Origin of the sequence: Umezawaea beigongshangensis (assembly GCF_016464305.1) — a bacterium.
In the GTDB taxonomy this organism is placed as follows: Bacteria; Actinomycetota; Actinomycetes; order Mycobacteriales; family Pseudonocardiaceae; genus Umezawaea_A; species Umezawaea_A beigongshangensis.
In genome coordinates, this window is the sequence record NZ_JAEIOJ010000010.1 from 177,677 (window position 1) to 190,969 (window position 13,293).

Genomic DNA, 13,293 nt, shown 5'->3' on the forward strand with positions numbered 1-13,293 from the left:
CGACGTGCGGCGGGCCGTTCGCGCGCCGCGATCAGGAAGCGGGCCCCAGGGACATGGGGCCGTAGACCTCCGACTCGGCGCGCAGCAGGGTCACCCCGGCCACGCCCGCGTTCGCGAGGTCCTGCCACCGCTCGCCGAACCAGTCCTCGGCGTCGGCCTGGTCGGCGAACGTGACGTCCGGGCCGTCCACGTCGCGCCCCTGCTCGTCCTGGTAGCGCCACCGGTAGTCCACGGCGGCCTCCCCTCGTGCGTCCTGCGGGTAACGTGCTCGCAGGTTATGCCGTTCGGGTGAGCGAGGGGAATCGGTGCGACGCTGTGAGAGATGACACCGCGGCGCACCGGACGCTCGTGCTCGGTGGTGCCAGGTCCGGCAAGTCCGCCCACGCCGAGGGCCTGCTGAGCGGTCCCGCGACCTACGTGGCGACCGCTCGCCGCCACCCCGGCGACGCCGAGTGGGACGCCAGGATCGCCCGGCACGTCGACCGCCGCCCCGGCACGTGGCGCACGGTCGAGACCCCCTCCCCCGCCGAGCTGCCCGCCCTGCTGGCCGCGGCGGAGCCGGACGACCCTCCCGTGCTGGTGGACGACGTCGCCACGTGGCTGACCAGTGTCGTGGACGACGCGGGCGCCTGGGACGGCGAGGGCGCCGACGAGGTGGAACGCGCCTGCGCCCGCCTTGTCGGCGCGGTGGCGTCGTGCCGCGCGAGGCTCGTGCTGGTCTCGGCCGAGGTCGGGCTCGGCGTCGTCCCGGCGACCCGTTCTGGCAGGCTCTTCCGCGATCACCTCGGTTCGCTCAACGCGCGGCTGGCCGAGGGCTGCGACGAGGTGCTGCTGCTCGTCGCGGGAATCCCGCTGCGCTTGCGCTGACCAGGAGGTACGAGGTGGACGACCCCGTGTTCGAGCCGGTGGCCCCGCCGGACGAGCAGGCTCGGCTCGACGCCGTGGCGCGGCACGAGACGCTGACCAAGCCCGCCGGTTCGCTGGGCCGCCTGGAGGAGCTGGGCGCGTGGATCGCCGCGTGCCAGGGCACCTGCCCGCCGCGGCCGTTCACCCGGCCGCGGGTCGTCGTGTTCGCCGGTGACCACGGTGTCGCCCAGCACGGCGTGTCCGCCTACCCCAGCGAGGTCACCGGCCAGATGGTGACGAACTTCCTGACCGGTGGCGCCGCGGTGAACGTGCTGGCCGCGGTCGCGGGCGCCACGGTGCGCGTGGCCGACCTGTCCGTGCTGTCCGGCACGACGGACGCCGTGAGCGCGTTCAAGGTCCGCGCCGGGTCGGGCTCGATCGACCGCGAGGACGCGCTGACCCACGAGGAGGCGGTCCGGGCGGTCGCGGCCGGGCGCGCCATCGCCGACGAGGAGGTCGACAGCGGCGCCGACCTGCTGATCGCCGGGGACATGGGCATCGGCAACACCACGCCGTCCGCCGTGCTGATCGCGGCGCTCACCGGCTCGGAGCCGGTGGCCGTCGTGGGGCGCGGCACCGGCGTCGACGACGCGGGCTGGATGCGCAAGACGGCGGCGATCCGCGACGCGCTGCGCCGGGCGCGTCCGGTGCTCGCGGACCCCGTGGCGCTGCTGCGGACCGGCGGTGGCGCCGACCTCGCCGCCACCGCCGGGTTCTTGGCGCAGGCCGCGCTGCGGCGCACGCCCGTCGTGCTCGACGGCGTGGTGGTCGGTGCCGCGGCGGTCGTGGCGGAGGAGATGGCGCCGGGCGCCCGCGAGTGGTGGGTGGCAGGTCACCGCTCCGCCGAGCCCGCGCACGCGCTCGCGCTGTCGCACCTGGACCTGAAGCCGCTGCTGGAGTTCGACATGCGCCTCGGCGAGGGTTCCGGCGCGGTGGCCGCGCTGCCGCTGCTCACGATGGCGGCGAGGGTCCTGGTCGACATGGCGACGTTCGACGGCGCCGGGATCTCCGGCCCCGCGTAGTGGACGGTCCGCGTCTCGCCCTGTCGTGGCTGACCGTGCTGCCGGTCCGCGCCGGCGCGGTCGACGAGCGCAGCAGCCGCCAGGCGATCTCGCTGGCCCCGCTGGTCGGGGTGCTGCTGGGCGGCGTCGCGGTGGGCGCGCTGTGGCTGCTGCGCCTGCTGGACGCCCCGGAGCTGCTCGCCGGACTGCTCGTCGTGGGCCTGCTCGCGCTGCTGACGCGCGGCATGCACCTCGACGGCCTGGCGGACACCGCGGACGGCCTGGGCTGCTACGGGCCGCCGGAGCGGGCGCTGGCCGTGATGCGCGACGGCGGCGCGGGACCGTTCGCGGTGGTGGTGCTGATCGTGGTGCTGGGCGCGCAGGCCGCGGCGCTGGGCGCGCTGCCGCCGTCGCGCTGGGGGGCGGTGGTGCTGGCGCTGGTGGCGGGGCGGGCGGCGTTCGCCCTGTGCTGCCGCCGGGGCGTTCCGTCTGCGCGCGCGGAGGGGCTCGGCGCGCTGGTGGCGGGGTCGCAGCACCCGGTCGTCCCGGCGCTGTGGTGGCTGCTGCTGCTGGCGGCGTCTCCCCTGGCGACGCCGGAGCAGCGGTACCTGGGCCCGGTCGCGGTGCTGCTGTCCCTGGCGCTGGCCGAGCTGCTCGTGCGGCACGCGACCCGCCGCTTCGGCGGCGTCACGGGCGACGTCCTGGGTGCCGCGTCGGAGCTGACGACCCTCGTGGTCCTGGTGACCGCCGTGCTGCTGCGGTAGCGGGCGGCACGCGCCGCCCGCCACCGCACGAGCACGCTCAGAGCAGCGTGGTCATCCAGCCGGGGGGAGCCTCGACCGTGCCCTGCTGGATGCCGGTCAGGTGGGCGCGCAGTCGCCGCGTCACCTCTCCGGTCCGGCCTCCGGCGACGTCGAAGGACCCGTCGGCGTGCTTCACGTGGCCGACGGGGGTGATCACGGCGGCGGTGCCGCAGGCGAACACCTCCGACAGCTCGCCCGACTCGGCCTTCTTCTCCCACTCCTCGGTGGAGAAGCGCCGCTCCTCCACGCCGTACCCGAGCTGGGCGGCGAGGCTCAGCAGGGAGTCGCGGGTGATGCCGGGCAGCAGCGACCCGTTCAGCTCCGGCGTGACGACGCGGGCGTCCGCGCCGGTGCCGAGCACGAAGAACAGGTTCATGCCGCCCATCTCCTCGACCCAGCGCCGCTCGATCGCGTCGAGCCAGACGACCTGGTCGCAGCCCTGCTCGGCGGCCTGCGCCTGGGCCAGCAGGGACGCGGCGTAGTTGCCGGCGAACTTGGCCGCGCCGGTGCCGCCGGGCGCGGCCCGCACGTACTCGGTCGACAGCCACACGCTCACCGGCTTGATGCCGCCGGGGAAGTAGGAGCCCGCCGGGGAGGCGATGAGCACGTAGAGGTACTCCTTCGCCGGGCGCACCCCCAGCCCCTTCTCCGTGGAGATCATGAAGGGCCGCAGGTAGAGGGATTCCTCCGGCACGGACGGCACCCACCGCCGGTCCACGGCGAGCAGCTCGCGCAGGGACGCGAGGAACAGCTCGTCGGGCAGCTCGGGCATCGCCATGCGCGCGGCGGAGAGGCGGAAGCGGGCCGCGTTCGCCTCGGGACGGAAGGACGCGATCGTGCCGTCGGGCTGGTGGTAGGCCTTGAGCCCTTCGAAGATCGCCTGGCCGTAGTGCAGCACCATCGCTGCCGGATCCAGTTCCAGCGAGTGGTAGGGCTCGACGGCGGCGCCGTGCCAGCCCTGATCCGTGTTCCAGCGAATCGTCACCATGTGGTCGGTGAAGTGCCGCCCGAAGCCCGGTGACGCGAGTACCTCCGCCACGCGCTCCGGGGTCGCCGGTCGCGGGGTGGAGGTCCGGGTGAAAGGCAACGCTGTCGTCATGGATGCACGGTAGCCGGTGTGCTCACCGGGCGAAATCGTCGTCCCGGTCCTCGGGCGTCCGACCGTCCGGAAGTGTCCCCGTCCAGGTGAGCGATCTTCTAGGCTGTGCCCTCGTGAGCGAACCACGCACCGAGGGCGGCAACGTCAAGATCACCCTGCTGGCCGTGCTGGCACCACTGGGCACGGGCCTGCTGCTGCTGGACGCCTACCTCTTCTGGGGCGCGGTGGGCGTCGTGCTCACCACGCTCGCCTGGGTGTGCTTCCTCGCCTGGTGGCGCGCCAAGCACGGGGAGTTCTTCCCGCGGCACGCCTCGACCACGACGGTGGTCGTGATGGCGGTCATCACGACCCTGCTGTTCCTGATGTGCCTGGGGGCGGCGCAGCCGAGCTGACCAGCCGCGCCCGGCGGCGGACGCCCAGGGCCGAGCACAGTCCCGTCAGCGCGGTGCCGGCCGCCACCGCCGAGAACGTCACGAGCAGCGCGTGCACCGGCAGGCTCATCGCGAGCAGCACCGACAGCCCTAGCCCCGCGCACGCGGTGCGCAGGGGCCACGTGTGGTCCTCCTGGAGCAGGATGCGCGCGGCCGCGTTGGAGAACGCGTGGTGGAACAGCGTGCCGCACGCGCCGACGGCGAGCGCCTGCGCCGGGGTGAGCAGGACCAGCGCGAGGACGGCACCGGCCGCGGTGAGCAGGTCCAGCCGCCACGGCCGGCGCGCGGCGGCGAGGCGCGGCGGCAGGTCGCCGTTCCCGGCCATGGCGGCGAGGGTGCGGCGGTTGCCGGCGAACAGGGCGTGCAGCGCGGACACGGCGGCCACTCCGGCGGCGAACTGCACCAGCGGCACGAGCCAGGCGGCGTCGGCGGCGTTCGTGGCGTCGCGCAGCGGGGCGGGCGACAGGGCCAGGCGCGCGGTGCCGAGCTGGTGCTGGAGCGCGGCGAGCACACCGAGGACGACGAGCAGGGTGATGCCGACGAGCACGGGGACGGCGACGCGCAACCGGCGTGCCGAGAACACCGGGTCACCGGCGACCGGCGCGGTGATCCGCTCGAACCCGGTGAACGCGACGACCATCAGCCCGGCCGCTCCCACCAGCTCGGCGGGGGTGTCGGGTGCCGGTGGCGCCGCCGGGGGCGGCGCGACGGAGAAGCACAGCAGCACGACGAGCAGCAGCACGACGACGACGAACGCGGCGGCCACCCGGCTCGCGCGGGTGCTCCAGCGCAGCCCGGCCGCCCCGAGGGCGGCGGTGCCTCCGAGCACGGCGAGCGCGGCGGTCCACCGCTGGTCGGGGAAGACGTGCTCGGCGAACGCGGCGGCGAGCGCGGCGGCCACGCCCGCGCGGCCGACGAGGAACGCGCTGCCGCCGATGCGGGCGGGCCACGCGCCGAGGTGGTTGCGGACGTGCCCGTAGCCGCCTCCGGCTCCGGGGTCGACCCGGTGCTGGTCGGCGCTGGAGAACGCGCAGCAGAGCGCGGTGAGCGCGGCGAGCAGCACGGCGGGCAGGGCCGGTCGACCGGCGAGCGCGGTGGCGGTGGCCGGACCGAGGAGGACCCCGACGCCGAGCACGGCGCCGAGCCCGAGCGCCACGGCGGTGGTCGTGCTCCTGGACTCCGGGGACGCGCGGACCGCGCCGGTGGGCGTGAGCGTCACGTCTACACAGTCGCAGATCATCCGGTGCACGGGTAACCACCCCGCCGAACGACCTTCTACCGAGGTTCTGATTACTGTCAGCTATTAACAGCGCCCGCAACAACCACAGACCGTCCGTGGCGCTTAGCATGCGTCACCATCCGCATTCGTTCCCGATGCACACACCAGTCTCGGGAGAACCGCCAAGGAGCAGTACGTGACAGCGCCGAAGCTGGCCCTCACCGACAGTGACCTCCACTCCAGCAAGGTCGACGCCCTCGTGATCGGCACGGTCCAGGGTGCCGGCGGACTGGAGCTGGCCGCCGGAGCGGAGACCGTCGACGCGGCCTTCGACGGCTCGCTGACCGACGTCCTCGCCACCCTCGGCGCCACCGGCAAGGCGGAGGAGGTCGTGAAGCTCCCGTCGCTGGGCAGGGTGACCGCGCCCCTGGTGATCGCGGTCGGCCTCGGCAAGCCCGACGCCGACGGCACGGTCGGCGAGGAGCGGGTCCGCCGCGCCTCCGGCGCCGCCGCTCGCGCGCTCGGCGGCAAGAAGCGCGCCGCCACCGCCTTGTCGGCCCTGCACCTCGGCGCGGCCGTGGAGGGCACGCTGCTGGGCGCGTACTCGTTCACCGCGTACAAGTCCGAGCCCGGCGACGGCCCGGTCGCCAGGGTCGACCTCGTCACCCCGGCCGAGGGCACCAAGCGCGCGCACACCGCCGCGCTGAAGGCCGCCACCGCCATCGCCGAGGCCGTCACCACGGCCCGCGACCTGGTCAACACCCCGCCGAACGACCTGTACCCCGGCTCCTTCGCCGACCGCGCCGCCGAACTGGGCCGGTCCGTCGGCCTGGAGGTCGAGGTCCTCGACGAGAAGGCCCTGCGCAAGGGCGGTTTCGGCGGCATCCTCGGCGTCGGCGCGGGCTCGACCCGCCAGCCGCGCCTGGTGCGCCTGAGCTACCGGGGCTCGAAGACCGGCAAGAAGGTCGCGCTCGTCGGCAAGGGCATCACGTTCGACACCGGCGGCATCTCGATCAAGCCCGCCGGCGGCATGGACGAGATGACCTCGGACATGTCCGGCGCGGCCGCCGTCGTCGCCGCCGTCGTGCTGGCCGCGAAGCTCAAGTACCCGCTGGAGGTCACCGCCACGGTGCCCATGGCGGAGAACATGCCCTCCGGCGCCGCCTACCGTCCCGGCGACGTGCTGACCATGTACGGCGGCAAGACCGTCGAGGTCCTCAACACCGACGCCGAGGGCAGGCTCATCCTGGCCGACGCGATCGTGCGCGCCTGCGAGGACGGCCCGGACTACCTGATCGAGACCGCCACGCTGACCGGCGCGCAGGTCGTGGCGCTGGGCAAGCGCACCGCGGGCGTCATGGGCTCCGACGAGTTCCGCGACCGGGTGGCCGCCACCGGCACCGCCGTGGGCGAGAGCGCGTGGGCCATGCCGCTGCCCGAGGAGCTGCGCGGTGACCTCGACTCCCGCCTGGCCGACCTCGCGAACGTCACCGGCCACCGCTGGGGCGGGATGCTCGCCGCCGGGATCTTCCTGCGCGAGTTCGTCGCCGAGGGCGTCCAGTGGGCGCACGTCGACATCGCGGGCCCGGCGTACAACTCCGGCGGCCCGCACGGGTACACCGGCAAGGGCGGTACCGGCACTCCGGTCCGCACCATCGCCGCCGTGCTCGCGGACATCGCGGCCAACGGCTGATCACCCGGCGGACACCGTCCGGCCGGCGCGGCCGGGCGGTGTCCGCAGTGGACGGTCAGTTCCCCGGCGCCCGCTTGTTGCGAGCCGTCCAGTCGCGCATCCGCTGCGGGTAGCCGACCAGCCCGGCGTCGTAGACCGGGATGCCGAGTTCGCGCGCCAGCTTCTTCGCGCCCCCGCTGCCGTCGACGCGCCTGCGGGTCCACTCGCCGTCGTGAGCGACGAGCACCACAGTGGTGTCCGTCACGGTCGTCCTCGGCTCCACGAACGCCTCGACCCCCCGGCGCTCGGCCGCCCAGCTCCGCAGGTGACCGGTGTCCTGCGAGGAGGACGTGCGGAGCACCCCCGGACGCGGTTTCCTGCGCAAACGATCCCAGAGCCCCACGGGCCCACCTCCTCGGGCGCGACGGCCCCCCATCGTGCCAGCGGGCCCGTCAAGCCCGCCTCAAGCCGCCGTGACGCGACCCGCTCGCCGACGGGGCGCGTCGAAGCACGTCGGCCGGTAGTGACAAGATGGCCTCATTACGCGCGCACCCGCGCGTGAGCGAGAGCAGATCTACCCGCACCGAAGAAGCCAACGTTGCCTGTCGAGGAGAATCCGTGACCGACACGACCGCCGACCTCGTCATCCTGGGCGGTGGCTCCGGCGGCTACGCCTGCGCCTTCCGCGCGGCGGAGCTGGGTCTGTCCGTCGTCCTGGTCGAGAAGGACAAGCTGGGCGGCACCTGCCTGCACCGGGGGTGCATCCCGACCAAGGCGCTGCTGCACGCCGCCGAGGTCGCGGACAACGTCCGCGAGGGCGACCAGTTCGGCGTCAGGGCCAGCCTGGAGGGCATCGACGTCGCCGGCGTCAACTCGTACAAGGACGGCGTGGTCAGCAGGCTCTACAAGGGTTTGCAGGGCCTGGCCAAGGCGAACAAGGTCACCCTCGTCGAGGGCACGGGCACCTTCGTCGGCCCGAACACCGTCGTGGTCGACGGCCAGCGCTACACCGGTCGCAACGTGGTCCTGGCGACCGGGTCCTACGCCAAGAGCCTGCCCGGTCTGGAGATCGGCGGTCGCGTGATCACCAGCGACCAGGCCCTGAACCTGGACCACGTGCCGGAGAAGGTCGTCGTGCTCGGCGGCGGCGTCATCGGTGTCGAGTTCGCGAGCGTGTGGCGCTCCTTCGGCGCCGACGTCACGATCGTCGAGGCCCTCCCCCGCCTGGTCCCCGCCGAGGACGAGTACGCCTCCAAGCAGCTCGAACGCGCGTTCCGCCGCCGCGGCATCACCTTCAAGACCGGCGTCCGGTTCACCGGCGCGACCCAGACCGACACCGGCGTCTCGGTGAGCCTGGAGTCCGGCGACCAGCTCGACGCCGACCTGCTGCTCGTGGCCGTCGGCCGCGGCCCCAACACCGCGGGCCACGGCTACGAGGAGGCCGGCGTGCAGATCGACCGCGGCTTCGTGGTCACCGACGAGCGCCTGCGCACGACCCTGCCGAACGTCTACGCGGTCGGCGACGTCGTGCACGGCCTCCAGCTCGCCCACCGCGGTTTCCAGCAGGGCATCTTCGTGGCCGAGGAGATCGCGGGGCAGAACCCGAAGGTGATCGACGAGTCGGGCATCCCCAGGGTCACCTACTGCAAGCCCGAGGTGGCGTCGGTCGGCCTGACCGAGGCGGCCGCCAAGGAGAAGTACGGTTCGGCGGAGACGTTCGTCTACGACCTCGCCGGCAACGGCAAGTCCCAGATCCTGAAGACCGCGGGCGGCATCAAGCTCGTCAAGGCTCCGGACGGCCCCGTCGTCGGGATCACGATGGTCGGCGAGCGGGTCGGCGAGCTGATCGGAGAGGCGCAGCTGATCTACAGCTGGGAAGCTCACCCCGAGGACGTGGCTCCGCTGATCCACGCCCACCCGACCCAGACAGAAGCCCTCGGCGAGGCATTCCTCGCCCTGGCCGGCAAGCCGCTGCACGTGCACGGCTGACCGTCGAACACAAGTCAGCCGAACGAGCAACACGAGCACGAGGAGTCAGCGAACGATGGCCTTCTCCGTCCAGATGCCGGCACTAGGCGAGAGCGTTACCGAGGGAACAGTCACCAGGTGGCTGAAGCAGGAGGGCGACACCGTCGAGGTCGACGAGCCCTTGCTGGAGGTCTCCACCGACAAGGTCGACACCGAGATCCCCTCCCCCGCGGCCGGTGTGCTTCAGAAGATCGTCGCCCAGGAGGACGACACCGTCGAGGTCGGCGGCGAGCTCGCCGTGATCGGTGACGGTGCCGGCGGCGACTCCGCCCCGGAGCCCGCGCAGGAGTCCCGGCCCGAGGCCGAGCCGGAGCCCGAGGCTCCCGCTCAGCAGGAGGCCCCCGCCGAGGAGGCTCCCCAGCAGGAGTCCGCGTCCTCCGGCGGCGGTTCCGCCGAGGGCACCCCGGTCACGATGCCCGCGCTCGGCGAGAGCGTCACCGAGGGCACCGTCACCCGGTGGCTCAAGCAGGTCGGCGACTCCGTCGAGGTCGACGAGGCCCTGCTGGAGGTCTCCACCGACAAGGTCGACACCGAGATCCCGTCCCCCGTGGCCGGGACGCTGCTGGAGATCAACGCCGAGGAGGACGCGACCGTCGAGGTCGGCGGTCAGCTCGCGGTGATCGGCTCGGGTTCCCCGGCTCCGAAGGCCGAGGCACCGAAGCCCGCTCCGGCTCCCGCCGAGGAGAAGCCGAAGCAGCAGGAAGCCCCGAAGCAGGAGGCTCCGAAGCAGGAAGCCGCCGAGGAGGCTCCGAAGCCCGCTCCGCAGGCCCAGGCGGCCCCGAAGCAGGAGGCTCCCGCGGCGCAGCAGCAGTCGAACGGCGAGTCCAGCGGCGCCCCGTACGTGACGCCGCTGGTGCGCAAGCTCGCCACGGAGAACGGCATCGACCTGGGCTCGCTCACGGGCACCGGCGTCGGTGGGCGCATCCGCAAGCAGGACGTGCTCGCGGCCGTCGAGGAGGCCAAGAAGGCCGCCGAGGCGCCGAAGCAGGCTCCGGCCGCGGCGGCCCCGCAGCGTGCGGCGGCTCCGGCCGCCCGTCCCGCCGACACCAGCGGCCTGCGCGGCAGCGTGCAGAAGCTGCCCAGGCTCCGCCAGATCGTGGCGCAGCGCACCCGCGAGTCGCTCCAGATGTCCGCGCAGCTCACGCAGGTGTTCGAGGTGGACGTCACCAAGATCGCCCGCCTGCGCAACCGCGCGAAGGCCGCCTTCGAGCAGCGCGAGGGCGTCAAGCTGACGTTCCTGCCGTTCTTCGCGAAGGCGACCGTCGAGGCGCTCAAGCAGCACCCCGTGCTGAACGCGTCCATCGACGAGGAGGCCAAGCAGGTCACCTACCACGGCGCCGAGCACCTGGGCATCGCGGTCGACACCGAGCGCGGCCTGCTCAACGCCGTGATCCACGGCGCCGGTGACCTGAACCTGGCCGGGCTGGCGCACAACATCGCCGACCTGGCCGCGCGCACCCGCGCGAACAAGGTCACCCCGGACGAGCTGTCCGGCGGCACGTTCTCGCTGACCAACCTGGGCAGCAACGGCGCGCTGTTCGACACCCCGATCATCCAGCAGCCGCAGGTCGGCATCCTGGGCGTCGGCGTGGTGAAGAAGCGGGCCGTGGTCATCACCGACGAGAACGGCGACGACACCATCGCGATCCGCTCGATGGCGTACCTCGCGCTGACCTACGACCACCGCCTGGTCGACGGCGCGGACGCGGGCCGGTTCCTCACCACGGTGAAGAACCGCCTGGAGGAGGGCGCGTTCGAGGCCGACCTCGGTCTCTGACCACCCCGTTCGTCACGAGGAGCCCCCGGTGCGCGTCCCGCGCCGGGGGCTCTTCCACACCCGTCCTGCTGTGCGAGCGGACCACCTCTGGGAGACGATCGAGACATGCGCATCGTGATCGCCGGATCGTCGGGGCTGATCGGCACGAGCCTGGTCGCGTCGTTGCGGGGCCGGGGGCACGAGGTCCTCCGCCTCGTGCGCCGCCGTCCGGCCGCGCCCGACGAGCGCGGCTGGAACCCCCCGGCGGACCGGATCGACGACGACGCGCTCGCGGGCGCGGACGCCGTGGTGAACCTGTGCGGCGCGGGCGTCGGCGACAAGCGCTGGACCGACGCGCGCAAGCAGGTGCTGCGCGACAGCCGCACGGTCCCGACCGAGGTGCTGGCCTCCGCGGTCGCCGAGCAGGGGGTTCCGGTGCTGGTCAACTCCTCCGCGATCGGCTACTACGGCGACACGGGGCCGCGGGCCGTCGACGAGACCGCCGCTCCCGGCAGCGGGTTCCTGGCCGACCTGTGCCGCGAGTGGGAGGCCGCGACGGCGCCGGCGCGACAGGCCGGCGCGCGCGTGGTGCTGCTGCGCACGGGCGTCGTGATCTCCCCGTCCGGCGGGCTGTTCGGCAAGCTGAAGCCGCTGTTCTCGCTGTTCCTGGGCGGCAGGCTCGGCAGCGGCGAGCAGTACGTGCCGTGGATCTCGCTGGACGACGCGACGACGGCGATCCGCTTCGCGATCGAGCAGGACGGCTTGCGCGGTCCGGTGAACCTGACCGGGCCGATGCCGGTGACGAACGCCGAGTTCACCGCTGTCGTGGCGCGGGTCGTGGGGCGTCCGGCGCCGTGGGTGGTGCCGGGGTTCGCGCTGAAGGCTGCCCTGGGCGGGTTCGCGGAGGAGGCCGTGCTGACGGGGCAGCGCGCCGTGCCGCGAGCGCTGGAGGACGCCGGTTTCCCGTTCCTGCACCCGACGCTGGACTCGGCGGTGCGCGCAGCGGTGGGTGCGTGAGCCGGGTCGCCGTCGCGGGACTCGGCGCGGTTCTGCTGGGTTGCTCGGTGCTGCTCGGCGTGCTGGTGCACGACGCGCCACCGGCGCTGGACGCGACGGTCACGAGGGCCGCGCTGGAGCACCGCACGCGCCCGCTCGTCGTGGTGTCGTCGTGGATCAGCTTCGTGCTGAGTCCAGGCTCTGCGCTGATCGCGGTGCTCGCCCTGGGGGTGCGGACGGTGCTGGCGCGCGACGCGCTGCTGCTGCGCTGCACCGTGCTGTTCGGGCTGTGCTGGAGCACGCTGCTGGCCCGCTACTGCTACCAGCGGGTGCGGCCGGTCGACTTCCCGAAGTGGAGCTATCCCAGCGGGCACGTGACGGCGGTGACCTCGGCGGCGTTCACCGCGGTGGTGCTGTGCGCGTGGCTCGCCCGCCGGTGGCTGCGGGCCGCGGTGGCACTGGCGGTGACGGCGGTGGCGCTGACCGCGGCGAGCCGGGTGGTGCTCCAGATGCACTGGCCGACCGACACGGCCGGTGCCGTGCTGGGCGTAACGGGCGCGGGCCTGCTGGCGTCGGCGGCGCTCGGACTGCTGCCGCACGGGCGTAGTCTCGGCGTTCGTGACGACCGGTTCTGACAAGTCCTGCCGCAGCTCCAGCGATCCCGTCGAGGTGCGCGAGCTGGGCACGATCGAGTACCAGGCGGCCTGGGACGTGCAGCGCGAGCTGGTGGAGGCCCGCGCGGCGGGCGAGCGGGGCGACACCCTGCTGCTGCTGGAGCACCCGCCCGTCTACACGTGCGGGCGACGCACCGCGGACGACGAGCGGCCCGTCGGCGGCGACACCCCGGTGATCGACGTCGATCGCGGCGGCAAGATCACCTGGCACGGGCCGGGCCAGCTCGTCGGCTACCCGATCGTGGGGCTGACCGAGCCGCTGGACGTCGTGCAGTACGTGCGGCGGCTGGAGCAGGCCCTGATCGAGGTGTGCGACCGGCTGGGCGTGCGCACCGGCCGGGTGGAGGGCCGCAGCGGTGTGTGGATTCCCGCCGACGACCGCGGGGTGGAGCGCAAGGTCGCCGCCATCGGCATCCGCGTGCAGCGCGGGGTGACCATGCACGGCTTCGAGATCAACTGCAACGCCGACCTGGCCGCGTTCGGCGACATCGTCCCGTGCGGCATCCGCGACGCGGGCGTGGCGTCGCTGTCGCACGAGCTGGGACGCGACGTGACCGTGGCGGAGGTGCTGCCGATGGCGCGCGACGCGGTGCTGGCCGCGCTGGACGGCTCGCTGCCGATCACCGACCGCACGCTGCCGAGGCCGGAACCGGCCGCCGCGGGCGTCACCTTCGCGGTGCGGGCCGGCTGACAGCACGTCCCCGTCCC

Annotated in this window: 14 protein-coding genes; 10 read left to right on the forward strand and 4 right to left on the reverse strand. The window is 73.7% G+C overall.

All coding sequences use genetic code 11. The annotated features are described in order from the left end of the window. Nucleotides 1-31 precede the first annotated feature (31 nt). A complete protein-coding gene (locus tag IMZ35_RS23595; protein WP_199443351.1) occupies nucleotides 32-232 on the reverse strand; it encodes a hypothetical protein in 201 nt (66 codons plus the stop codon). A gap of 83 nt (nucleotides 233-315) precedes the next feature. On the opposite strand from IMZ35_RS23595, the gene IMZ35_RS23600 reads away from it, so the two are divergent. The 3 genes from IMZ35_RS23600 to cobS are packed head-to-tail and all read left to right on the forward strand — an operon-like array spanning nucleotide 316 to nucleotide 2,671. Further along, on the forward strand, nucleotides 316-867 hold the full coding sequence (locus IMZ35_RS23600; RefSeq protein ID WP_199443352.1) for a bifunctional adenosylcobinamide kinase/adenosylcobinamide-phosphate guanylyltransferase: 552 nt from the start codon (nucleotides 316-318) through the stop codon (nucleotides 865-867). Nucleotides 868-881: 14 nt separating this feature from the next. Next, the gene (cobT, locus tag IMZ35_RS23605) at nucleotides 882-1,928 is read left to right on the forward strand and encodes a nicotinate-nucleotide--dimethylbenzimidazole phosphoribosyltransferase (RefSeq protein ID WP_199443353.1); all 1,047 of its coding nucleotides are present in this window, start codon (nucleotides 882-884) and stop codon (nucleotides 1,926-1,928) included. Next, complete coding sequence (gene cobS, locus IMZ35_RS23610) at nucleotides 1,928-2,671, forward strand: adenosylcobinamide-GDP ribazoletransferase (protein WP_199443354.1); 744 nt, start codon at nucleotides 1,928-1,930, stop codon at nucleotides 2,669-2,671. The genes cobT and cobS overlap by 1 nt, the downstream gene beginning before the upstream one ends. A gap of 37 nt (nucleotides 2,672-2,708) precedes the next feature. Here cobS and IMZ35_RS23615 read toward each other — a convergent pair whose 3' ends face one another. After that, entirely contained in the window at nucleotides 2,709-3,809 is a 1,101-nt protein-coding gene (locus IMZ35_RS23615) for a branched-chain amino acid aminotransferase (RefSeq protein ID WP_199443355.1), read from the reverse strand. A gap of 113 nt (nucleotides 3,810-3,922) precedes the next feature. Between IMZ35_RS23615 and IMZ35_RS23620 the strand changes: the two genes are divergently transcribed. Beyond that, entirely contained in the window at nucleotides 3,923-4,201 is a 279-nt protein-coding gene (locus IMZ35_RS23620; RefSeq protein WP_199443356.1) for a hypothetical protein, read from the forward strand. On the opposite strand, the gene IMZ35_RS23625 is transcribed toward IMZ35_RS23620, so the two are convergent. Beyond that, a complete protein-coding gene (locus IMZ35_RS23625; RefSeq protein WP_199443357.1) occupies nucleotides 4,152-5,459 on the reverse strand; it encodes an APC family permease in 1,308 nt (435 codons plus the stop codon). The two genes, IMZ35_RS23620 and IMZ35_RS23625, sit on opposite strands and share 50 nt — an antisense overlap. A 196-nt stretch (nucleotides 5,460-5,655) precedes the next feature. On the opposite strand from IMZ35_RS23625, the gene IMZ35_RS23630 reads away from it, so the two are divergent. Next, nucleotides 5,656-7,152: a leucyl aminopeptidase gene (locus IMZ35_RS23630; RefSeq protein WP_199443358.1), complete on the forward strand. Its 1,497-nt coding sequence runs from the start codon at nucleotides 5,656-5,658 to the stop codon at nucleotides 7,150-7,152. A gap of 55 nt (nucleotides 7,153-7,207) precedes the next feature. On the opposite strand, the gene IMZ35_RS23635 is transcribed toward IMZ35_RS23630, so the two are convergent. After that, nucleotides 7,208-7,534 carry an oxidoreductase gene (locus IMZ35_RS23635; RefSeq protein WP_199443359.1) on the reverse strand — a complete coding sequence of 109 codons (327 nt, stop codon included), beginning with the start codon at nucleotides 7,532-7,534 and terminating at the stop codon, nucleotides 7,208-7,210. A gap of 215 nt (nucleotides 7,535-7,749) precedes the next feature. Between IMZ35_RS23635 and lpdA the strand changes: the two genes are divergently transcribed. The 5 genes from lpdA to lipB all read left to right on the forward strand — a co-directional run bounded on the left by lpdA (nucleotide 7,750) and on the right by lipB (nucleotide 13,276). Next, nucleotides 7,750-9,120, forward strand: a complete 1,371-nt coding sequence (lpdA, locus tag IMZ35_RS23640; protein ID WP_199443360.1) for a dihydrolipoyl dehydrogenase — start codon at nucleotides 7,750-7,752, stop codon at nucleotides 9,118-9,120. A 55-nt stretch (nucleotides 9,121-9,175) separates the two neighbouring features. After that, entirely contained in the window at nucleotides 9,176-10,936 is a 1,761-nt protein-coding gene (sucB, locus tag IMZ35_RS23645; RefSeq protein WP_199443361.1) for a 2-oxoglutarate dehydrogenase, E2 component, dihydrolipoamide succinyltransferase, read from the forward strand. 105 nt (nucleotides 10,937-11,041) lie between these two features. After that, nucleotides 11,042-11,932, forward strand: a complete 891-nt coding sequence (locus IMZ35_RS23650; protein WP_199443362.1) for a TIGR01777 family oxidoreductase — start codon at nucleotides 11,042-11,044, stop codon at nucleotides 11,930-11,932. Further along, nucleotides 11,929-12,546 carry a phosphatase PAP2 family protein gene (locus IMZ35_RS23655; protein WP_199443363.1) on the forward strand — a complete coding sequence of 206 codons (618 nt, stop codon included), beginning with the start codon at nucleotides 11,929-11,931 and terminating at the stop codon, nucleotides 12,544-12,546. Before IMZ35_RS23650 ends, IMZ35_RS23655 begins: the two co-directional genes overlap by 4 nt. Continuing rightward, on the forward strand, nucleotides 12,530-13,276 hold the full coding sequence (gene lipB, locus IMZ35_RS23660) for a lipoyl(octanoyl) transferase LipB (protein WP_199443364.1): 747 nt from the start codon (nucleotides 12,530-12,532) through the stop codon (nucleotides 13,274-13,276). The genes IMZ35_RS23655 and lipB overlap by 17 nt, the downstream gene beginning before the upstream one ends. Nucleotides 13,277-13,293: the final 17 nt, after the last annotated feature.

Bases quoted from the DNA above. Each gene is read 5' to 3' on its own strand.
- IMZ35_RS23615 (WP_199443355.1), bottom strand. From the start codon at position 3,809: ATGACGACAGCGTTGCCTTTCACCCGGACCTCCACCCCGCGACCGGCG.
- sucB (WP_199443361.1), top strand. From the start codon at position 9,176: ATGGCCTTCTCCGTCCAGATGCCGGCACTAGGCGAGAGCGTTACCGAG.
- IMZ35_RS23650 (WP_199443362.1), top strand. From the start codon at position 11,042: ATGCGCATCGTGATCGCCGGATCGTCGGGGCTGATCGGCACGAGCCTG.